Raw genomic sequence first — 20,810 nt, 5'->3', positions numbered from 1 at the left:
GTCCTTTCGCTAGCGTCGGTCGAACACGGCGATCGACTCGACGTGGGCGGTGTGCGGGAACATATCCATGACACCCGCCGCTTTCAGACGGTAGCCCCGCGCCACCAGTTCCCCGGCATCCCGGGCCAGGGTGGCCGGATTGCAGGAGACATACACCAGGCGATCCGCACCGAAATGGGGCATTCGCCGCACCATTTCAAGTGCACCACTGCGGGGCGGGTCCAGAAGCACCCTGTGGTAGGCCTGTCGGGCCCAGGGTTGCCCGTCCGGCTCGCGGCTCAGGTCCCAGGCATGGAATTCCAGGTTTTCCAGGCCATTGCGGCGCGCATTCTCGTAACCACGCTCCACCATGGCCTCGCTGCCTTCCACGCCCACCACCCGGCCTGCGCGGCGCGCCGCCGGAATGGTGAAGTTGCCGAGACCGCAGAACAGATCAAGCACCTGATGATGCGCCTCGACCTCCAGCAAATCCAATGCCAAGGGAACCATGCGGCGGTTGATCTCCGCATTGACCTGGGTGAAATCGGTGGGATGAAAAGCCAGTTCGGCGCCTTCCGTATCCGGCCCGTGGGGCCCGTGGCGGTAGTAAAGCCGCTCCTCGCCCTGCTCCGGCCAGACCCGGTGCACGGTACTTTCGTTGCCGGGCTGCAGGTAAAGCTGCAGATCCCGTTCGCGGCAGAAACGGACCAGCTTTTCCAGATCGCCGGCGGGCAGCGGGTCCAGGTGCCGGAACATCAGCGCGATGGCGTCGTCGCCCCGGGCCACCTCGATCTGCGGAATACGGCGGCGGCTTTCCAGGCTGTCCATGAGCGCGCGCAGGTCGTCCAGCCGGTGGCCCACTTCCGGGATCAGCACCTCGCAGCGATGCAGGTCGGCGAGGAAGCTGTTGCGCTTCTCGCGGAAGCCCACCAGGGTTTCCCCCCGCGCCTCGATGAACTTGGCGCCCAACCGCGCCTTGCCCCGGTAGCCGGTGACCGGCCCGGTGAGCGGCGCCAGCCAGCGATCGGGTTGCAGGCCACCGAAATGCGCCAGTTGCTCGGCCAGCACCGCCTCCTTGCGCTGAATCTGGCTGGCCGGCGCCACGTGCTGCAGGCTGCAGCCGCCGCAGATCAGAGCATGGGCGCAGGGCGGCTCGACCCGGTCCGGGGAGGCCTCCAGAATGTCCACCGCCCGCCCCTCGTCGAATTTGCGGCGCATGTAGGTGTACTGGAAGAACACCTGCTCGCCGGGCAGGGCGTTGTCGATGAAGGTGGTCTTGCCGTCCAGCCGGGCAATGCCACGGCCGTCGTGGCTGAGGCTCTCGATGGTGGCGGCCACCGGCATTTCAGGCAGTTTTTTCTTGCGACGTCGGGCCATGGAATCTCGATGCTCGCGGGTAGGCGCCGCCGGCACGGGGCGGCGTGTTGGCAATTCGGGGGCGGATTGTACTGGCTTGGGCGGCCGCCGTCAGACTTCGGCGGCGCCCTTTTGCCAGGCTTCCAGGAAGGCCAGGAAGTGGGGGTGCCCTTCCTGTTGCAAATAATCGCGCAGCAGGTCCAGCTCGGCCTGGTAGCCGGTGGCGTCGATCTCACCGCGCATAAGCTGAAAGCGCAGGAACACCAGCCAGGTGTTGAGCACATCGGTTTCGCAGTAGTCGCGGATGCCCTTGAGGTCACCGTCCTGGAAGGCGTCGAACACCTTGGCGCCGCTCATGCCCATCTTGCCGGGGAAACCCAGCAGGGTGGCGATCTGGTCCAGGGGCGCGTTGGCGCGGTTATTGAACATGGCCAGCTGCTCCATCAGGTCCAGGTGGCGCTGATGGAAACGGCTGATGTAGTTATTGAAACGGAAGCTGGTGTCCTCGCTGCCGGTCTCCCAGAAGCGGCGCGCCACCACGCCATGCTGGAGCGCCCGGTAGTTGAGCACTGGCAAGTCGAAGCCGCCACCGTTCCAGCTCACGATCTGCGGGGTGAAGCGCTCGATACCGTCGTAGAAACGCTCGATCAGTTCCTTCTCGCCGGCGTCCAGGTCGCCCAGGGACCACACCTTGATACCCTGGGCGGAGCGCAGCACCACGGAGATCGCCACCACCCGGTGCAGGTGCAGGCGCAGGAACTCGGAGCCGTTCTCCTGACGGCGCAGGTTGAACAGCGCGCTGGCGGTGTCCTTGTCGTTCAGGCCATGGAGGTCGTAGAGACGGCGCCCGCCGTCCAGGTCCGGAATGGTCTCGATGTCGAACACCAGGACGTTCATGGGCCGCCCTCCGCGTTGAACACGCCGGTGGACAGGTAGCGATCGCCCCGGTCGCAGACAATGGCCACGATCACCGCGTTTTCCAGCTCCTCGGAAAGCTGCAGGGCGCCGGCCACGGCACCGCCGGAGGAGACGCCACAGAAGATGCCCTCTTCCCGGGCCAGGCGGCGCATGGTGTGTTCGGCCAGTTCCTGCCCCATGTCGATGACCCGGTCGACCCGGGATTCGTCGAAGATGCTGGGCAGGTACTCCTTGGGCCAGCGGCGGATGCCCGGGATCGAGGCGCCGTCGGTGGGCTGCAGACCGACGATCCGGACCTCCGGGTTCTGTTCCTTGAAGTAAAGGCTGCAGCCCATGATGGTGCCGGTGGTGCCCATGGAACTGACGAAGTGGGTCATGGCGCCACCGGTCTCCGCCCAGATCTCCGGGGCGGTACTCTCATAGTGAGCCATGGGGTTGTCCGGGTTGGCGAACTGGTCGAGCACCTTGCCCTCGCCCCGGGCCTGCATGGCCTGGGCCAGATCCCGGGCGCCTTCCATGCCCTCCTCCTTGGTCACCGAAATCAATTCGGCGCCGTAGGCGGCCATGGCATCGCGGCGCTCCTGGCTCTGGTTGGCGGGCATGATCAGTTTCATCCGGTAGCCGCGCATCGCCGCCGCCATGGCCAGGGCGATGCCGGTGTTACCACTGGTCGCCTCGATCAGCGTGTCGCCGGGCTTGATCTCACCGCGCGCCTCGGCCTTGGTGATCATGTTGAGGGCCGGACGGTCCTTCACGGAGCCGGCCGGATTATTGCCTTCCAGCTTCACCAGAATGGTGTTGGTCGTGTTCCCCGGCAGGCGCTGCAGACGCACCAGAGGCGTGCCGCCCACCGTGGATTCAATGGTCTTGTAGGTCATGCCCGCATTGTATCTCAAGGCGGGGGGCTCTGGCAGCGGCGCTCAAGTCGGTCATAATGGCCCCAGGCCCGAGGCCGGCAAACGATGACCAGCGACCATTCAGGGGGACCATGGCCCACACCAGCCTGCGCACCCGCGTCATGACGATGACCGCGCTGCCCGCCTTTCTGGCGGCGCTGATCATTGGCGGCTATACGCTGGCCACCCAGGTCATGGACGTGCGCGCCGACAACGCCCATCGCCAGCAGTTGATCGTGGCGAGCTACGCGGCGCGCCTGGCGGCCCTGGAGAGCGACGGCCAGGACGCCTACCAGGCCCTGCTGCGCGAGCTGCTCGAACAACCGGACGTGCGCGCCGCCACCCTGCTCGACAACCGCGCCGGCTGGCAACTGCACACCGGCCCACGACTGCGTCCAGTGGAACAGGCCGAGCACCTGGACGGCGGCATCACCCGGCTGGTCACCGATTCCGGCTGGCAACTGGTGCGCCCGCTGCCCGGCCCCGGCGAACGCCTGCTGACGGTGGAGTTTTCCCGCCAGGGCCAATACGTGCGCATTCTCGAGGCGGTGCTGATCATGATCGGCGTGGTCACCCTGCTGATGATCCTGGCGGTGGTGCCGGCGACGCATTTTTCCCGGCGCCTGACCCGGCCCGTGCAGACGCTGATCAGCAACGTGCGGCGGGTCCGCGACGGCGACCTGACCACCCCGGCCCGGGCCCGGGCCATGGGCGAACTCGGCGATCTGGAGGACGCCCTGCGCGAAATGGTGGCGGCGCTGAATGAAGCCCAGGCGGAACTGCAACAGAACGTGGACCAGGCCACCCAGGATCTGCGCGAAACCCTGGAAACCATCGAGATTCAGAACATCGAGCTGGACATGGCCCGCAAGGAGGCCCTCAAGGCCAGCCAGATCAAATCGGAATTCCTGGCCAACATGAGCCACGAGATCCGCACCCCGCTCAACGGCATCATCGGCTTCACCCGGCTGCTGGAACGCTCCAGCCTGTCGCCACGCCAGCAGGACTACCTGGGTACCATCCGCAAGAGCGCCGAATCGCTGCTGTCGATCATCAACGACATCCTGGATTTCTCCAAGATCGAGGCCGGCAAGCTGTCCCTGGAGCACATTCCCCTGGATCTGCACGACACCATCGAGGACGTGCAGACCATGCTGGCGCCGATGGCCCAGGACAAGGGCCTGGAACAGGCCGCCATCATCTACAACGACGTGCCCACCCGGCTGCTGGGCGACCCGCTGCGCATTCGCCAGGTGCTCACCAATCTGGTCAGTAACGCGATCAAATTCACCGAGCGCGGCTCGGTGGTGGTGCGCGCCATGCTTGAGGAGGAGCGCGGCGCCGAGGCGGTGGTCAAGATCACCATCACCGACACCGGCAACGGCTTGCCGACGGAGGTGCAGAAAACCCTGTTCAACGCCTTCACGCAGCTGGATCAGAGCCGCCGCCGTCAGGAAGGCGGCACCGGTCTCGGGCTGGCGATCTGCAAGCGGCTGGTGGAGGGCATGGGCGGCGAGATCGGCATCGACAGCACCACCGGCCACGGCTCCACCTTCTGGTTCACCCTGCGCGCCGAGCGTGACCTGGGCGCCGAGCCGGAGCCGTCGCCCAAGGCCCTGGAAGGCCTGTCGGTGACCCTGGTGGAAGCCAACGAGCACGCCCGGCTGGCGTTGTATCACATGCTCGGTGGCTGGCGTATGCGGGTCACCGAACTGCAGGCCCTGGACACTCTGCAAAGCCATCTGGACAACGACAGCCTGGCCCCCACCGATTTCTACGTGCTGGCGGTGCCCGCCTCGCAGCCGGACCCGGCGGCCCTGGAGCCGCTCATGGAACGCCTGGGCCAGGCCACCGGCAAGCCGCTGCTGATTCTGGCCGCCCACGCGGACACCCTGGCCGGCCGCCTGACCGGCCTGCCCGGCCCGTGCCGGGTGCTGGGCAAGCCGGCCACCCGCCGCAGCCTGCGCGACGGCTTGCTGGAACTGGGCGGTCTGGCGGAGCCGGCGGCACCGGGCGGCGCCCTCGGCCCACTGGGCAAGCGCGCCCGGGTACTGCTGGTCGACGACCACCCCGGCAACCTGAAGCTGGCGCGGGTGTTCCTGGAGGAAATGGGCGTCGAGGTGACCGCCTGCGACAGCGGCGAGGCGGCGCTCACCGCCTTCGCCAAGGGCACCTTCGACCTGGTCTTCATGGACGTGCAGATGCCGCGCCTGGACGGCCTGGAAACCACCCGCCGCCTCCGCGAACGGGAGGGCGAGGGCCCGCGCACGCCGATCATCGCCCTCACCGCCCATGCCCTGGAAAGCGAGCGCCGCTCCCTGTTGGCCGCCGGCATGGACGACTACCTGAGCAAGCCGATCACCGAGACCCAGCTGCGCCATACCCTCAACCACTGGGTGCACGGCGACGACACCGCGCCGCCCGAAGCGGAACCGGAAGACAGCCCGGCGCCGGGCGCCGGGCCGGAAGAGGAGAACGCCCGGGAGCAGGCGCCGGTGCTCGACGCGGCCCTGGGCCTGCGCCGCGCCGGCGATCGCGAGGAACTGGCCGAGGACATGCTGGCCATGCTGCTGGCCAGCCTGGAGCAGGACGCTCCGGGCATTAACGCCCTGGCCGAAAGCGACGACCGGGAGGGCCTTCTGGAACGGGTTCACCGCCTGCACGGCGCCACCCGCTACTGTGGCACGCCACGCCTGGAAGCCGCCGCCCGGGCCCTGGAGAAAGCGCTCAAACTGGACGCCGACGGCGATACGCTGGACCGTCTGGTGGCCGCCCTGCTGACGGAAATCGAGAGCCTGCGGCAGGCCGCCCGGCGTTAGCCGCCGGCCCCGGGCGGGATCGCGGCTGAAGCCGCTCCTGGCATGAACGCGGGACGCTTCGCCAACGGCGCGGCCGCTTGCAGCCTGGTGCGCGCGGCTCTGCTACCATGGGCGCCCGTTTTCCCAACTCTGTTCTGGAGCCCGTCCATGCCCGTTCTGCTCGGCGTCAACATCGATCACATCGCCACCCTCCGTCAGGCTCGCGGCACCCGTTATCCGGAGCCGGTGCAGGCGGCGCTGGTGGCCGAGCAGGCCGGCGCCGACGGCATTACCGTGCACCTGCGCGAGGACCGGCGCCATATTCAGGACCGGGACGTGGAGCTGCTGGCGCAAACCCTGCAGACGCGCATGAACCTGGAAATGGCCGCCACCGAGGAGATGGTCGGCATCGCCCGCCGTATCCGCCCGGCGCATTGTTGCCTGGTGCCGGAGAAACGGGAGGAGCTGACCACCGAAGGCGGCCTGGACGTGGCCGGCAACGAGGATTGGATCAAACGCTGCACCGGGCAGCTCGCCGAGGCCGGCATCGAGGTGTCCCTGTTCATCGACGCGGACCCGGCGCAGATCGAGGCGGCGGCCCGCTGCGGGGCACCGGCCATCGAGATCCACACCGGCCATTACGCCGACGCCACCACCCCGGAGCAGGCGGCGGCGGAGCTGACGCGCATTCGCCGGGGGCTGGATCTGGCCATCGAGGCGGGCCTGATCGTCAACGCCGGTCACGGGTTGCATTATCACAACACTCGGGAAATCGCCGCCCTGCCCGGCATCAACGAGCTGAACATCGGCCACGGCATTATTGCCCGGGCGCTGCTCACCGGGTTGGACGAGGCGGTGCGAGCGATGCGCGTGCTGATCGACGAGGCGGCGCGGGACGCCTGAAACTACCGGAATAATTCCCGGCTGCGCAGGGGCCGCCCACCCAGGTGCGGCTCCAGGGCGGCGCGCAACAATGCCTTGGCCATGCGCCGCACGTCCCCGTTCCATTCATCCCGGCCCAGCGCCAGCAGCAAATCCCCGGGGTAGCCGCGCGGGTCCGGCAGAAAGCCCTGCTCCGGCTCCCACCGGTAAAGGCCGTCGGCGTCCAGCGGCCGGCCATCCACGTCCTGGTCCAGGGGCAGGCCGTAACCGGCCTCTTCCAGCAGCGTCATCTCGAAACGGCGCAGGGTCACGTCCAGCGGCGCCTCCCCGGCCAGGGCGGCCAGGGTGTGCTCGTAGGGTGACCAGAGGTCCGGATGGGCATCGTCCCGGTGCAGCAGTCGCATCATCAGTTCGTTGACGTAGAAGCCGCAGTACAGCGCCCGGCCGGCCAGGCCCGGCGCCGGCCCGCGCGGCTCCACCTGGCGCAGGGTGTACAGCTCGCCGCCGCGCTTGAGGTCCACCCAGAGGGGCATGAAGGGCGCCAGGGCGGCCTCGCGCCGGCCACCCCGGGCGACGGCGCCGACGCGACCGCGTTCGGGCAGGAACAGATCGATGATCAGGCTGGTGTTACGGAACGGACGGCGGTGCAGCAGCCAGGCCGGCGACAGGCCACCGGCGTGACGGTCATTGCTGCTGGTCATAGCCCAGCGAGCGCAGGGCGCGCTCGTCGTCGGACCAGCCCGCCTTGATCTTCACCCACAGGTTCAGCATCACCTTGCGCTCGATCAGGCGTTCGATGTCCTGACGGGCCTGGGTGCCGATCTGCTTGATCCGCGCACCCTGGTCGCCGATCAGAATCTTTTTCTGGCCGCGCCGTTCCACCAGGATGGAAGCGGCGATGTCGGTCACCTTGGGGCCGTCCTCCCAGAGATCGATCTCCACGGTGATCTGGTGGGGCACTTCCTGGCCAAGCTGGCGAACCACCTTTTCACGGATGATCTCGGCGGCCATGAAGCGCAGGCTGCGGTCGGTGAGCTGGTCTTCCTCGAACCAGAACTCCCCTTCCGGCAAGCGCTCCGCCAGGGCCTTTTCCAACGCCTCCAGGTTGTGACCGCGCAACGCCGACACCGGAATGATCTCGGCGAACGAAAAGCGGTCGGCCAGATCCTGCAGATGCGGCAGCAACACCTGTTTGTCTTCCAGGTTATCCACCTTGTTGACCAGCAGCAGCACCGGCGTATCGCCGGCGCGCTCCAGCAGCTTGAGCACGTGCTCGTCGCCCTCGGTCCACTTCAGGCCATCGACCATGAAGCAGATCACGTCCACGTCGTTGAGCGCCGACAGCGCGGCGTCGTTCATGGCCCGGTTGAGGGCCCGTTCCTGGCCGGCGTGAATGCCCGGAGTATCGGCGAACACGATCTGGTAGTCATCCCGGCTGAGGATGCCGTGGATGCGGTGACGGGTGGTCTGCGGCTTACGCGAGGTGATGCTCACCTTCTGGCCGATCAGGTGGTTCATCAGCGTGGACTTGCCCACGTTGGGGCGGCCGACGATGGCCACCACACCGCAACGGGTTTCACTCATGGGTCTGCTCCAGCCAGGTCAGGGCCTGCTCCGCCACCTGTTGCTCGGCGCGGCGGCGGCTGGCCCCGGTGGCCACGAAACGTTGATTCAGATCCGGCAGCGCGCATGCCACCTCGAAGGTCTGGCGCGGTGCCTGGCCGGTTACCGACACCACTTCATAGCCGGGCAGTTCATGCTTGCGCGCTTGCAGCCATTCCTGCAAGCGGGTTTTCGCGTCCTTACGCACCGATTGCGGGGAAATCCGCTCCAGACGATCGGCGAACCAGGCCAGAATCACCCGGCGACAGGTGTCCTCGCCGCCGTCGATGACAATCGCGCCGATCAACGCTTCCAGAGCGTCGGCCAGTATCGAATCACGGCGGTTACCGCCGCTTTTCAGCTCGCCGCCGCCGAGGATCAGGTACTCCCCGACGCCCAGTTCCCGGGCCACCTCGGCCAGGGTCTGGCCGCGCACCAGGTAGGCGCGCATGCGCGTAAGCTGGCCCTCGGCGGCGTCCGGAAAGCGCTGGAACAGTTCGGTGGAAATAATCTGGCTGAGCTGGGCATCGCCCAGAAATTCCAGCCGTTCGTTATTACGCCGCCGGCTCACGCTGCGATGGCTGAGCGCCAGTTCGAACAGCGACGGGTCCTGGAACCGGTAACCGAGCCGGCGGCTGAGGCGATCCAGATCGTCCATCAGCGGCCAATGGTCTTGTCGAAGGTTTCCTCGAAGTGCATCACCACGGACACGTTGTAAAACAACGGCCGGCGCACCTCATAGTCCACCCCCACGGCCAGCAGCCCCCCGTTCTTGCTGATCGCCAGATCGTTGACGCCGATGGCGTCCACCTGGTTGATGGTGAAGCGCTTGCTGAGCGCGTCGCGCACCTCGCGTTCCGACATCAAGGCGGTCTTGCTGTCGGAGAGCACCGAGTTGATGGTGCTGCGGATGGTGTTGTATTCCATATAGGCGGGCACCATGCGGAACGCGGCGGTGCCGAACACCGCAAGCACGATCAGCACAACCACCCAGCCCAGCAGTGACAGCCCCCGTTGACGGGATCGGGTTATCATTATTCCGTCTCCACGCTTATTCCGTTGAAATTTTGTCGATCGAACCGTTACGGGAGAAGCTGGGCAACGAGAATATCGGGTCCCAGTGCATCCAGATCAGGAAGGCTTCCCCCACCACCAGCCGTTCCGGCACCACGCCCCAGAAGCGGCTGTCGTTACTGTTATCGCGATTGTCCCCCATCACGAAATAACTGCCCTCGGGCACCTCCCACTCACCCTGGGTGCCACCCTGGGGAATGCGCGGTTCACCGTTGTAGGGGTCGATCAGGCCTTCCTGCCAGATCAGATGTTCAGCTTCCCCCAGGTGCTCGATGTATTCGCGCCGCCAGACCCGTGGCGCGATGCGACCGCTGTCCACCAGTTCCCGCTTCACCGGCTCGCCGTTCACGTAAACCACGTTGTCGCGTACCGCCACGCGGTCGCCGGGCAAACCCACCACGCGCTTGATGAAGTTCTGGCTGGTGTCCTCCGGGAACTTGAACACCATCACGTCACCGCGCTCCGGCTCGCCCAGCGGAATGATCTTGGTATTGGTCACCGGCAGGCGCAGGCCGTAGGAGAACTTGTTGACCAGAATAAAATCATGAACCTGCAGGGTCGGCAACATGGAACCGGAGGGAATGGTGAACGGCTCCACAATGAACGAGCGGATCACCAGCACGATAAGGAGCACCGAGATCAGCGAATTGGACGTTTCCACGGTGGTGCCGATCATGCCCTTGCGCTGGCGCAGTTTGAGGGCGCGGTCGGCGAGCCAGATCAGTACCGTGATCAGCAACGCCAGGGTGAGCCAGAAACCTACATCGATATCCATTTAATCATCCACCTTGAGCACGGCCAGGAAGGCGGCCTGGGGAATTTCCACATTGCCTACCTGCTTCATGCGTTTCTTGCCTTCTTTTTGCTTTTGCAGCAGTTTTTTCTTACGCGACACATCGCCGCCGTAACACTTGGCGGTGACGTTCTTGCGCAACGCCTTGACCGTCTGCCGGGCGATGATCTTGCTGCCGATGGCGGCCTGAATGGCCACGTCGAACATCTGCCGGGGCACCAGTTCCTTCATCTTCTCGGTGAGCGCGCGACCGCGATGGGCGGAGTGATCCAGGTGACAGATCATCGCCAGGGCGTCCACCTTGTCGCCGTTGATCAGCACGTCCACCTTGACCAGCTTGCTGGGCTGGAAGCGCTCGAAGGCGTACTCCAGTGACGCATAGCCACGGCTGGCGGATTTCAGCCGGTCGAAGAAATCCAGCACCACCTCGGCCATCGGGATGTCGTAGGTCAGTGAGATCTGCTTGCCCAGGTACTGCAGGTTGATCTGCTCGCCACGCCGCTCGGTGCACAGCGTGATCACGTTGCCGACGTATTCCTGGGGCGTAAGGATATTGACCCGCGCGATGGGCTCACGGAATTCCTCGATCTTGTTGCCTTCCGGCAGCTCCGAGGGGTTGTCCACGTAGACCGTCTCCCCGTCGCTGAGCAGCAGCTCGTAGACCACCGTGGGCGCGGTGGTGATCAGGTCCAGGTCGTATTCCCGCTCCAGGCGCTCATGGATGATCTCCATGTGCAGCATGCCCAGGAAGCCGACCCGGAAACCGAAGCCCAGGGCGTCGGAGTTTTCCGGCTCGTAGAACAGGGAGGCGTCGTTGAGCGCCAGCTTGCCCAGGGCGTCGCGGAAATCCTCGTAATCGTCCGCGTTGACCGGGAACATGCCGGCGTACACCTGCGGCTTGACCTTCTTGAAGCCAGGCAGCATCTGAACGTCCGGGGTATTGGCGTGGGTCAGGGTATCGCCCACCGGAGCGCCCTTGATGTCCTTGATGGTGGCGCTCACCCAGCCCACCTCACCGGCCTCCAGCACGTTGGTTTCCTTGCGCTTGGGAGTGAAGATGCCAAGGCTGTCCACCACATGATTCTGGCCGGTGGATTTAACGTGGATCTTGTCGCCCTTCTTGAGGCGGCCATGGCGAATCCGCACCAGCGAGATCACGCCCATGTAGTTGTCGAACCAGGAATCGATGATCAGCGCCTGCAGCCGCTCCTGGCGGTCGCCCTGAGGCGGAGGAATACGCTCGATCAGTTGCTCCAGCAGGTCGGGCACGCCGACCCCGGTCTTGGCGGACACATGGCAGGCGTCCAGGGCATCCAGGCCGATGATCTCCTCGATCTCCTCGGCCACCCGGTCCGGTTCCGCCTGGGGCAGATCCACCTTGTTGAGCACCGGCAGCACCTCCAGGTCCTGCTCGATGGCGGTGTAGCAGTTGGCCACCGACTGGGCCTCCACGCCCTGGGCGGCGTCCACCACCAGCAGCGCGCCCTCGCAGGCGGACAGCGAGCGGGACACCTCGTAGGAAAAGTCCACGTGGCCGGGGGTATCGATGAAGTTGAGCTGGTAGGTCTCGCCGTTGCGGGCCGTGTAGTGGAGCGTCACGCTCTGCGCCTTGATGGTGATGCCGCGCTCGCGCTCCAGATCCATGGAATCCAGCACCTGCTCCTTGAGCTCACGGTCACTGAGACCGCCGCAGACCTGGATGAAACGGTCCGCCAGGGTGGATTTGCCGTGATCGATATGAGCAATGATGGAGAAGTTGCGAATGTGCGTAATGTCGGTCACAGATACCCGCCAAATGGTGGAAACGTAAAGAAAGACACAATGGAGGGCGATTCTATCGGATTAGAGCCGCCGGGGATAATCCCCCCGGCGGAGACACCCGGACGGCCCGGGGCTCCGCTTCAGCCGCGATCCTCGGGCGCTGTCCGACACCGCGCGATCGCGGCTGAAGCCGCTCCTACAGGGCAAAGCCGGGCTCAGTCACCCAGCTTGAGGGCCAGAAAGCGGGCGTTGCCACCCCGGTTGACCAGGGCCGGCACGGAACCCTTCTCGGGCAGTTCCTCGACGATGCGCCGGTAATCCTTCGGGCTCTTCAGGTCCTCGCCGTTCAGGCTCACCAGAACATCGCCACGGCGCAGGCCGGCACGACCGGCGGCGCCGTCCTCGACGCTGGTGATCATCACGCCGTTGGCGGCTTCCACCCGGGACAGCTCCGCCGGGCTGGCGGCGCGCACGCTCAGGCCCAGCCGGTCGGCGCCCTGGGGTCCGCCCTTGCCGCCCTGGTTCATCGCCTGCTGGGGATCGTCGGGCAACTCGCCCACGGTCACCTCCAGGGTTTTCTCGTCGCCGTCGCGCACCACGGTCATTTCCGCCTCGGTGCCGGCCTTGAGCGCGCCCACCCATTTGGGCAGTTGCGCGGAACGCTGGATGTCCTTGCCATTGAAAGCGATGATCACGTCACCGGCGCGCAAACCGGCCTTGGCCGCCGGGGAACCGTCCTGCACCTGGGCCACCAGGGCGCCCATGGGCTTGTCCAGGCCGAACGATTCCGCCAGGTCCCGATCCACTTCCTGGATCAGCACGCCCAGCCAGCCCCGGCTCACCTCGCCGTTCTCCTTGAGCTGGTCCACCACGTCCATGGCCAGGTCGATGGGAATGGCGAAGCTCAGGCCCATGTAGCCACCGGAGCGGCTGACGATCTGCGAGTTGATGCCCACCACCTGACCTTTCAGGTTGAACAGCGGCCCGCCGCTGTTGCCCGGGTTGATCGCCACGTCGGTCTGAATGAACGGCACATAGTTGTCGCTGGGCAGGCTGCGGCCCTTGGCGCTGACGATGCCGGCGGTCACCGAACTGTCGAAGCCGAACGGCGCGCCGATGGCAAGCACCCACTCACCGACGTTGAGATCCTCGGAGGAACCGATATCCACCACCGGCAGATCGCTGGCCTCGACCTTGATCAGGGCCAGATCGCTCTGCGGATCGGAGCCGACCAGTTCGGCATCCAGTTCGCGGCGGTCCTGCAGGCGCACCACGATCTCGTCCGCCTCGCCCACCACGTGGTAGTTGGTGAGCACATAACCGTCGCTGGAGATGATGAAGCCGGAGCCCAGGGACTCCATGTCGCCACGACCGCCGCCACCGGGACCACCGGGGGCGCCCGGGCCGCCACCGAATTCGTCGAAGAAACGGCGCAGCATCTCCGGCAATTCCTGCATGCGCGGATCGTCGCTCTGATCCCGATGAGTGACGGTGGAGATGTTGACCACCGCCGGAGCTTCCTTCTTCACCAGGGCGGTGAAGTCCGGCAGGCCGGTGACCAGTTGCTCGCCGCCGTTATCGGCGTCGCTCTGTTGGGCCTGCGGGTTGTTCGCGGCGCCACTCTGCTTGTCGGCCTGGTCCTGATCCTGGCCGCAGCCGGCCAGCAGGCCGAGCATAACGAGCGGCAACAAGCACTTGCTTAATGTCCCCATGGGAGGGCTCCCTTCTGCCGTTTTTCGCGGAAGATTCAGCGTTGCGGCGCGATCCGCGCGAAGGTCTCGCACGGGTCCTCAAGGCGCCGCAGCACCACCGGTTGGTAACGGCCGCCGCGGGCCACGCGGCGACCGTGCCAACGATTAATGATGAACCCCAAAGCCAGGCCGGCGCAGCCCAGCAAAGCGGCGCCGTCCACGCCGCCCGGGCGCGGCATCAGTGCCTGGCCGAGCAGCGCGCCGGCGAACAGCAATACCAGCGGCAGTCCATACACCCAGAGCGCGCCGTGCAGCACGGCGTTCTCCGGCACGCCGATCAGCACGGCGTCGTCATCCTGGAAAAGCTGGTCGGTGGGTACCCGCAGGCGCGCGCGCTGGCCGCCGCCCTGGCGGTTGATCAGGCCATGGCCACAGCCCTGGCGGGCCTGGCAGGACGCGCAGGCGCCGGCGCGCACGGTTTCCACCCAGATCGCGCCGGGCTCCCGTGCCACCACACGCCCGCGCTCCTCGATCATGGCCGGGTGGAGACCTTGACGCCGAGCGCCTCCATGACACGCTCGGCGGTGGGTTGCGGGATCTCGCCCACCAGGGTGAGCAGGTAGGTGCGCTCATCGGCGGCGGCCACGCGGCTGATCGCCACGGTGGGCCCGATGCGGCTCACGCCTTCCTCGATGTCGGCGCTGGCCACCGGTTCCACGAACACGGTGAAGGTGGCCAGGCCATCGCTGTAGCTTTGCGCGGCCACCGGGCGGCGCTCGGCGGTGACCCGGCGCCAGTCGCCCTCGGCGGCGTGGAAGCCGCGGGGCAACCAGCCGGCCTCCAGATGAATACGATCGGAGCGGCTGGCGGGCACGGTTTCCAGCGCCCGCTCGGCGATCACCCGGGGCAGCTCGAAATCACTCTCGTCCAGGCCCGGCTCCAGATCCAGGGTGACGAACTCGACCCGTTCCAGGGCCAGGCCACTGGCGTCCACCATTTCCGACTTGAGCAGCAGGTGGCTGTCGTTGTCGAGCCACAGGCGGTACCCGTAGCGGTGGTTGTCCAGCGGAGCCACGCGCATGCGCGTGGTGGGGCGGCCGGCGACGCGGCCATCGCCGTCCACCAGCACGTTGTATTGCTCAGGAATCCGCGAGGACAGACGCTGGCGGAACGACAGCAGGTTCTGATCCGGGTCCTCGATGCGGGTGAGGGTGCCGTTGGGGTGCAGGCAGACCAGCTCGTCGCCGAGGCGCAACACCTCCACCAGACGACCGTCCAGATGGGTGAAACGCTGGTACTGCTCGCCGTCGATCACGGCGTGGCGGATTTCCATGGTGCTCACCTCCCCGCCCAGTTGATAAAGGAAGCGACCCTGGTAATCGAGCTCCTGGGTGGCTTCCGTCATCCGCTCAAGGAGCGTCTGGGCGGGCAGGCTGTCGGCGATCGCGAGAGGGGCGGCGGTAAGAGTGAGCCCCAGGGCGAGGATACGCATCATGCGTTAGCGCGCTCCGTTGCGGGCATCCATGCTAACCAGTCGGGCGTAGGGCATCATGCCCTGGCCACTGTGGCGGGCGGTGAATTCGCTGTGGCGCAGCAGCATGGCGTTGACACGCGGTTGCTCGCCGCTGGCCACGGCACGGGGTTCGGCGGTGGCGGCGCGCTGGGCGCTCTGCGCCACCAGGGAGGTTTCGCCGAACGGCCGGGTGAGCCGCTGAGCGGCCACCGTGGCCGTCATCGAGGCCTCGCCGGCGACGCCGTCATTGGCGGCGTCGGTGCTGGCCACCACCGGCGCGGCGCCGGTGTCCGCCGGACCGCCCCAGTATTGCCAGCCGATCACGGTGACGGCGGCCACGGAGGCGGCCACCGCCACCCGCGCGAAGCCGTGCATCACCCCGGAGCGGCGCGCCGGCTTGGGCTCGGCGGCCAGCGCCCGGGCCAGGCTGGCGTTGAACGATACCGGCACGGCCATGCCGGCGTGGCCGTGCATGACGTCACTGACCTGCTGCCAACGGCCCAGGGTCTCCAGATCGTCGCGATCCAGGTCGCGCAGCACGCGCCGGGTCTCGAAATCGTTGGTTTCACCGTCCAGGAAAGCGGAAAGCGCTTCGTAATTCCTGCTCATGTCCTCACCCTTTGTCTCCGCGCTGCGAACCCAGCAAGGGGCGCACCGCTTCATCGATGGCTTCACGGGCCCGGAAAATCCGGGAACGCACGGTTCCAACCGGGCACTCCATGACCGCCGCGATATCCTCGTAGCTGAGACCTTCGAATTCACGCAGTGTCACGGCGGTCTTCAGCTCCTGGGGCAGCTCCTCGATCGCCTTGTGGATAACCGCCTCCAATTCCTCGGACAACACGTGGGACTCCGGGGTTCCAATCTCGTGGAGCATTTCCGCGCCACTGTATTGTTCCGCCTCGGCGGCATCCAGGTCGGAGCCAGGTGGACGGCGGCCCAGGGCCACCAGATGATTCTTGGCGGTGTTCACCGCGATGCGGTACAGCCAGGTGTAGAAGGCACTGTCGCCCCGAAACCGGGGCAGCGCGCGCCACGCCTTGATGAACGCCTCCTGGGCCACGTCCTGGACTTCATCATGGTCGCGCACGTAACGACTGATCAGCGCGAAGATCCGCTGCTGATACTTGACCACCAGCACTTCGAAGGCGCGCTGATCGCCGGTCTTGGCTTTTTTGACCAATTGTTCGTCTGAAGACACCGGGTGCTCGCTCCCTGGAGGACGGTATTATCCCGTGGCGGCGGGTAAAGCGCGGTATTGTAACAGGTGTGACCCGCGCCGCTATACTGGCCGGCGGTTTTCACATTGGTTCAACAATTTACCCCGATCCAGCGAGTATCCATGGCCACTTACCGTTACGATGTCCTGATCATCGGCTCCGGCGCCGCCGGTCTGACCGTCGCCCTGCGCCTGCCCGGCGGCGTCCAGGCAGCGCTGCTTTCCAAGGGCAAACTGACCCATGCGAGCACTTACTACGCCCAGGGCGGCGTGGCCGCCGTGCTCGACGATGACGACTCCCTGGAAAGCCATGTGCAGGACACGCACCAGGCCGGCGGCGGCCTGTGCCACGACGACGCGGTGCGCTACACGGTGGAAAACGGCCCGGCGGCGATCCGCTGGCTGATCGACCAGGGCGTGGACTTCACCCGCCTGGCGGGCATGGAAAGCAGCGAGAACAACCCCCTGCCCTACCACCTGACCCGCGAGGGTGGCCACAGCCACCGGCGCATCATCCACGCCGCCGACGCCACCGGCATGGCGATTTCCAGCACCCTGATCGAGCGCGTCACCGAGCGTGACAACGTGCACCTGTTCGAGCACCGGGTGGCGGTGGATCTGATCCTGCAGGAGCACGATGGCCCCGACGGCCCCGAAAAGCGCTGCTGCGGCGCCTATGTACACAACATCCAGACCGGCGAGACCGACGTGATCCTGGCCCGCTCGGTGGTGTTGGCCACCGGCGGCGCCTCCAAGGTCTACCTGTATACCTCCAACCCGGACGTGGCCACCGGCGACGGCATCGCCATGGCCTGGCGGGCCGGCTGCCGGGTGGGGAACATGGAATTCATGCAGTTCCACCCTACCTGCCTGTACCACCCCAAGGCCAAGAGCTTCCTGATCACCGAGGCGATCCGTGGCGAGGGCGGCCGGCTTTTGCTGCCCAACGGCGAGCGCTTCATGCCGCGCTTCGACGAGCGCGCCGAGCTGGCGCCCCGGGACGTGGTGGCTCGCGCCATCGACCATGAGATGAAGCGCCTGGGCGCCGACTGCCTGTATCTGGACATCAGCCACAAGCCGGCGGATTTCATCATCGAGCACTTCCCCACGGTGTACGCCAAGTGCCTGCAGCTGGGGCTGGACATCACCCGCGACCCGATTCCGGTGGTGCCGGCGGCGCATTACACCTGCGGCGGCGTGGTCATCGACCCGCATGGGCGTACCGACGTACCCGGGCTGTACGCGCTGGGGGAAACCAGCTTCACCGGCCTGCACGGCGCCAATCGCATGGCCAGCAACTCGCTGCTGGAGTGCTTCGTGTACGGTCAGGCGGTGGCCGACGACATCGGCGCCCACCTGGCGGAATGGCCGGTGCCCCGGGAAGCCCCGGAATGGGACGATTCCCAGGTCACCGATTCCGACGAGGACGTGGTGATCAGCCACAACTGGGACGAGCTGCGGCGCTTCATGTGGGATTACGTGGGTATCGTGCGCACCGTGAAACGGCTGGAGCGGGCCCAGCACCGGGTCGAGCTGCTCAAGAGCGAGATCGCCGAGTACTACAGCAATTACCACATCAGCAACGATTTGCTGGAGCTGCGTAACCTGGTGGTGATCGCGGATCTGATCATCCGCTCGGCGCTGCGGCGCCGCGAAAGCCGGGGGCTGCATTTCATGCGTGAATTCCCGGAGGCGTCGGAGCCGCCGCGCGATACCATTCTGGTGCCTTGAGGGACGGGCTGTTCCGGTTCTGTTCTCTCCAGCAGGGACGCGGAGCGGGCGTTGCGCCCTTCCGGGAACGCCGCGAGTACCCGCAAGCGGGCCCGGCCACCCATCATAGATGGGCGGCGTTCGGCCACGCGCGAAGCGGTGCTTCGCAACACGCTTGCCTCACCCATGTAGGCTCCCTTTCGAACGTCCTGTTCTCAAGGGTCCCGGAAGGGCGCAACGCCCGCTCCGCTTCGACGAAAACGTCCGGCCTCCGTTGGTGTGGGAGGGGTTGTAGGAGCGACTTCAGTCGCGATAACGACGGTGGTGGATGCATCACCGCCCGATCGCGACTGAAGTCGCTCCTACAACCCCCAAAAGGCCCAATGCGGGTGGTCAGGTGCCGCAGAAGGTGCGCAGGACCCGCTCTTCGTCGGTGGGCGGGCGGGTGTAGGGGTCGTCCAGGGCTCGGTCCTCATAGGGATTCGCCAGGGCGTCCAGGAGCGCCCGGGTGGGGGCCAGGTCGTCGTCGCGCACGGCGGCGTTGAGGGCCGTTTCCACCTGATGGTTGCGGGGGATCACCGCCGGGTTGGCGGCGCGCATGCGGGCCTCGGCGATGTGGTCCGGTTCCGGGTTGCGGCCCAGCCGGTCGCGCCAGCGCCGGTGCCAGTCCAGGAAGGCATCCTGATAAAACGCCTCGCCATCGGGTAGCGCCCGGCCAATCAGGCCACGGAAGGTGTTGGTGTAATCCACCCGCTCCCGGCGCATCCAGTCGAGCAGGTCATCCACCAGGGCGTGGTCGCCTTCTTCCTCGCCGAGCAGGCCCAGCTTGTCGGCCATCATCGCCCGCCAGCGCTGCTGGTAGCGGTCGCCGAACTCGCCCAGCAGGGCCTCCGCCCGCGCCACGGCGGCCTCCGGATCGTCGCCGATGAGCGGCACCAGGGTTTCCGCCAGCCGCGCCAGGTTCCACTGGGTGATCGCCGGCTGGTTGCCATAGGCGTAGCGACCACGCTGATCAATGGAGCTGAACACCGTGTCCGGATGGTAAACGTCCATGAAGGCGCAGGGACCGTAGTCGATGGTCTCGCCGGACAGGGTCACGTTGTCGGTGTTGAGTACGCCATGGATGAAGCCCACCCGCATCCACGCCACCACCAGGTCGAGGTGGCGCTCCATGGCCGCTTCCAGCAAAGCCAGGGCCGGGTTGTCCGCGTCCTTGAGGGGCGCGTAGTGCCGCTCCAGGGTGTAATCGAACAGGGTGCGCAGCAGGTCCGGGTCACGGCGGGCGGCGGCGTACTGAAAGGTACCCACGCGCAGGTGGGAGGCGGCCACCCGGGTCAGCACGGCACCGGGTTCCAGGGTATCGCGCAACACCGGCTCCCCGTTGGCCACCACCGCCAGGCTGCGGCTGGTGGGGATGCCCAAGGCGTGCATCGCCTCGCTGATCAGGTACTCGCGCAGCATCGGGCCGAGGGCGGCGCGGCCATCGCCCCCCCGGGAAAACGGTGTGCGACCGCCGCCCTTGAGCTGAATGTCGCGGCGCTCGCCGCCCGGGGTGATCTGCTCGCCGAGCAGGATGGCGCGGCCGTCGCCGAGCATGGTGGGGTTACCGAACTGGTGGCCGGCGTAAGCCTGGGCCAGGGGCTCGGCGCCGGTGGGCAACCGGTTACCGCCGAACAGCTCGGCGCCGGTGGCGCTGTTCAGCGCCGCGCCATCCAGGCCCAGGGCCTCGGCCAGGGGCGCGTTCCAAAGCAACAGCGAGGGCTCGGCCACCGGTTGCGGATCGGTGCGGGCGAACAGGGTCTCCGGCAACCGGGCATAGCTGTTGTCGAAGTGGAAACCGTATTCGTTGCTCATCGTTGCTCCTTGCCGTTGTTGAGGCTGAGAGGGCGCGAACCCCGGCAGTCAACGTCGCTGCAAAAAAAGGACTTGCCGCAGTGGCGTCACCGCCGCCGGGTCGAGCTGATCGGGGAACAGCCACACCCAGCCGGCGCCGGGGCAATGCAGGGCCAGCCAACGCTGGCGCAGCATTGCCCGGAACGGCGGGCGCACCGCCAGCCGGCGGCCATCGCAAAGCTCCAGCCGCACCGCTTCCGGCGACACCGCCAGCCGCGCCGGCGTGGCCGGGCGCCAGCGGCGCGCCATCACCAGCGCCGCCAGCCCCAGCAGTACCGCCAGGCTCAGCGGCAGGCCGCTGGCCAGAATCGCCGCCCCGGCCAGGCCCAGGCCGGCCAGGCGCACCCGCGCCGGGTAGCGCGACGGTCCGGGCTCAATTCGTCTCGGCCACACGGCGCAGCATTCCGGCCACGAACTCGCGCAGCTCCGGGTCCTCCGGTTCACCATGGCCGGTGAACCAGTCCAGCATATCCACGTCGTGGCATTCCAGCAGGCGGCCGAAGGTGGCGCGCTGCTCCGCCGTGTCGTGGTCGAAGAAACGCTCCAGGTAGGCATACAGCACCACCTCCACTTCGGAGGCGCCACGCCGGCATTGCCACTGATAGCGGCGCTTCAGATCGGCGGTTTCAGAGGACGGGGAAGACGTCATTGATAGAATCTCTTTGTTTCATCGACTGACACGAAGGCCCCCGATTATCTATCATCGTGGGTCCCACTGAACACCC

At 66.6% G+C, this 20,810-nt stretch carries 20 protein-coding genes; 3 read left to right on the top strand and 17 right to left on the bottom strand.

Annotated elements, in window-relative coordinates; genetic code table 11:
• Positions 1-9: 9 nt before the first annotated feature.
• The 3 genes from rlmD to cysM form a co-directional block, all read right to left on the bottom strand.
• Positions 10-1,356, bottom strand: coding sequence for a 23S rRNA (uracil(1939)-C(5))-methyltransferase RlmD (gene rlmD, locus ACLD02_RS07505; protein WP_203104595.1), 1,347 nt, complete (start codon positions 1,354-1,356; stop codon positions 10-12).
• A 90-nt stretch (positions 1,357-1,446) separates the two neighbouring features.
• Positions 1,447-2,232 (bottom strand): 3'-5' exonuclease, encoded by a 786-nt coding sequence (locus ACLD02_RS07500; protein WP_203104597.1) that lies wholly within the window; start codon positions 2,230-2,232, stop codon positions 1,447-1,449.
• On the bottom strand, positions 2,229-3,131 hold the full coding sequence (cysM, locus tag ACLD02_RS07495; protein WP_203104979.1) for a cysteine synthase CysM: 903 nt from the start codon (positions 3,129-3,131) through the stop codon (positions 2,229-2,231). The genes ACLD02_RS07500 and cysM overlap by 4 nt, the downstream gene beginning before the upstream one ends.
• A gap of 110 nt (positions 3,132-3,241) precedes the next feature.
• Here cysM and ACLD02_RS07490 point away from each other — a divergent pair, with 110 nt between their 5' ends.
• Both ACLD02_RS07490 and pdxJ read left to right on the top strand, forming a co-directional pair.
• Positions 3,242-5,968: a response regulator gene (locus ACLD02_RS07490; protein WP_203104599.1), complete on the top strand. Its 2,727-nt coding sequence runs from the start codon at positions 3,242-3,244 to the stop codon at positions 5,966-5,968.
• Between the two features lie 147 nt (positions 5,969-6,115).
• On the top strand, positions 6,116-6,850 hold the full coding sequence (gene pdxJ / locus ACLD02_RS07485; RefSeq protein WP_203104601.1) for a pyridoxine 5'-phosphate synthase: 735 nt from the start codon (positions 6,116-6,118) through the stop codon (positions 6,848-6,850).
• Positions 6,851-6,852: 2 nt separating this feature from the next.
• On the opposite strand, the gene recO is transcribed toward pdxJ, so the two are convergent.
• The 11 genes from recO to rpoE all read right to left on the bottom strand — a co-directional run bounded on the left by recO (position 6,853) and on the right by rpoE (position 16,464).
• Positions 6,853-7,530 carry a DNA repair protein RecO gene (gene recO, locus ACLD02_RS07480; RefSeq protein ID WP_203104604.1) on the bottom strand — a complete coding sequence of 226 codons (678 nt, stop codon included), beginning with the start codon at positions 7,528-7,530 and terminating at the stop codon, positions 6,853-6,855.
• Positions 7,514-8,413 carry a GTPase Era gene (gene era / locus ACLD02_RS07475; protein WP_410298339.1) on the bottom strand — a complete coding sequence of 300 codons (900 nt, stop codon included), beginning with the start codon at positions 8,411-8,413 and terminating at the stop codon, positions 7,514-7,516. The genes recO and era overlap by 17 nt, the downstream gene beginning before the upstream one ends.
• Complete coding sequence (rnc, locus tag ACLD02_RS07470; RefSeq protein WP_203104980.1) at positions 8,406-9,092, bottom strand: ribonuclease III; 687 nt, start codon at positions 9,090-9,092, stop codon at positions 8,406-8,408. Before rnc ends, era begins: the two co-directional genes overlap by 8 nt.
• Positions 9,089-9,466, bottom strand: a complete 378-nt coding sequence (locus ACLD02_RS07465) for a DUF4845 domain-containing protein (protein ID WP_203104607.1) — start codon at positions 9,464-9,466, stop codon at positions 9,089-9,091. Before ACLD02_RS07465 ends, rnc begins: the two co-directional genes overlap by 4 nt.
• 16 nt (positions 9,467-9,482) lie before the next feature.
• Positions 9,483-10,280, bottom strand: a complete 798-nt coding sequence (lepB, locus tag ACLD02_RS07460) for a signal peptidase I (RefSeq protein ID WP_410298338.1) — start codon at positions 10,278-10,280, stop codon at positions 9,483-9,485.
• Positions 10,281-12,080 carry a translation elongation factor 4 gene (gene lepA / locus ACLD02_RS07455; protein ID WP_203104611.1) on the bottom strand — a complete coding sequence of 600 codons (1,800 nt, stop codon included), beginning with the start codon at positions 12,078-12,080 and terminating at the stop codon, positions 10,281-10,283.
• A gap of 194 nt (positions 12,081-12,274) precedes the next feature.
• A complete protein-coding gene (locus ACLD02_RS07450; RefSeq protein ID WP_410298337.1) occupies positions 12,275-13,771 on the bottom strand; it encodes a DegQ family serine endoprotease in 1,497 nt (498 codons plus the stop codon).
• A 35-nt stretch (positions 13,772-13,806) separates the two neighbouring features.
• A complete protein-coding gene (locus tag ACLD02_RS07445; RefSeq protein ID WP_203104614.1) occupies positions 13,807-14,286 on the bottom strand; it encodes a SoxR reducing system RseC family protein in 480 nt (159 codons plus the stop codon).
• On the bottom strand, positions 14,283-15,245 hold the full coding sequence (locus ACLD02_RS07440) for a MucB/RseB C-terminal domain-containing protein (RefSeq protein WP_203104616.1): 963 nt from the start codon (positions 15,243-15,245) through the stop codon (positions 14,283-14,285). Before ACLD02_RS07440 ends, ACLD02_RS07445 begins: the two co-directional genes overlap by 4 nt.
• Positions 15,246-15,248: 3 nt before the next feature.
• The gene (locus ACLD02_RS07435) at positions 15,249-15,872 is read right to left on the bottom strand and encodes a sigma-E factor negative regulatory protein (protein WP_410298336.1); all 624 of its coding nucleotides are present in this window, start codon (positions 15,870-15,872) and stop codon (positions 15,249-15,251) included.
• A gap of 4 nt (positions 15,873-15,876) precedes the next feature.
• Complete coding sequence (gene rpoE / locus ACLD02_RS07430; protein ID WP_194298458.1) at positions 15,877-16,464, bottom strand: RNA polymerase sigma factor RpoE; 588 nt, start codon at positions 16,462-16,464, stop codon at positions 15,877-15,879.
• Positions 16,465-16,605: 141 nt separating this feature from the next.
• Between rpoE and nadB the strand changes: the two genes are divergently transcribed.
• Complete coding sequence (gene nadB / locus ACLD02_RS07425; protein WP_410298335.1) at positions 16,606-18,213, top strand: L-aspartate oxidase; 1,608 nt, start codon at positions 16,606-16,608, stop codon at positions 18,211-18,213.
• Between the two features lie 372 nt (positions 18,214-18,585).
• Here nadB and ACLD02_RS07420 read toward each other — a convergent pair whose 3' ends face one another.
• From ACLD02_RS07420 to ACLD02_RS07410, 3 genes are read right to left on the bottom strand one after another with little or no spacing between them, the layout of a single operon-like run.
• Positions 18,586-20,046: a protein adenylyltransferase SelO gene (locus ACLD02_RS07420; protein WP_410298334.1), complete on the bottom strand. Its 1,461-nt coding sequence runs from the start codon at positions 20,044-20,046 to the stop codon at positions 18,586-18,588.
• A gap of 48 nt (positions 20,047-20,094) precedes the next feature.
• On the bottom strand, positions 20,095-20,478 hold the full coding sequence (locus tag ACLD02_RS07415; RefSeq protein WP_203104624.1) for a hypothetical protein: 384 nt from the start codon (positions 20,476-20,478) through the stop codon (positions 20,095-20,097).
• Positions 20,459-20,734, bottom strand: coding sequence for a succinate dehydrogenase assembly factor 2 (locus tag ACLD02_RS07410; protein ID WP_203104626.1), 276 nt, complete (start codon positions 20,732-20,734; stop codon positions 20,459-20,461). The genes ACLD02_RS07415 and ACLD02_RS07410 overlap by 20 nt, the downstream gene beginning before the upstream one ends.
• Between the last annotated feature and the right edge of the window lie 76 nt (positions 20,735-20,810).

Origin of the sequence: Alloalcanivorax sp. C16-2 (assembly GCF_046507615.1) — a bacterium.
Classification (GTDB): domain Bacteria; phylum Pseudomonadota; class Gammaproteobacteria; order Pseudomonadales; family Alcanivoracaceae; genus Alloalcanivorax; species Alloalcanivorax marinus_A.
The sequence above is the reverse complement of the archived record's forward strand: the minus strand, read 5'-3'. Positions and strand labels throughout refer to the sequence as shown.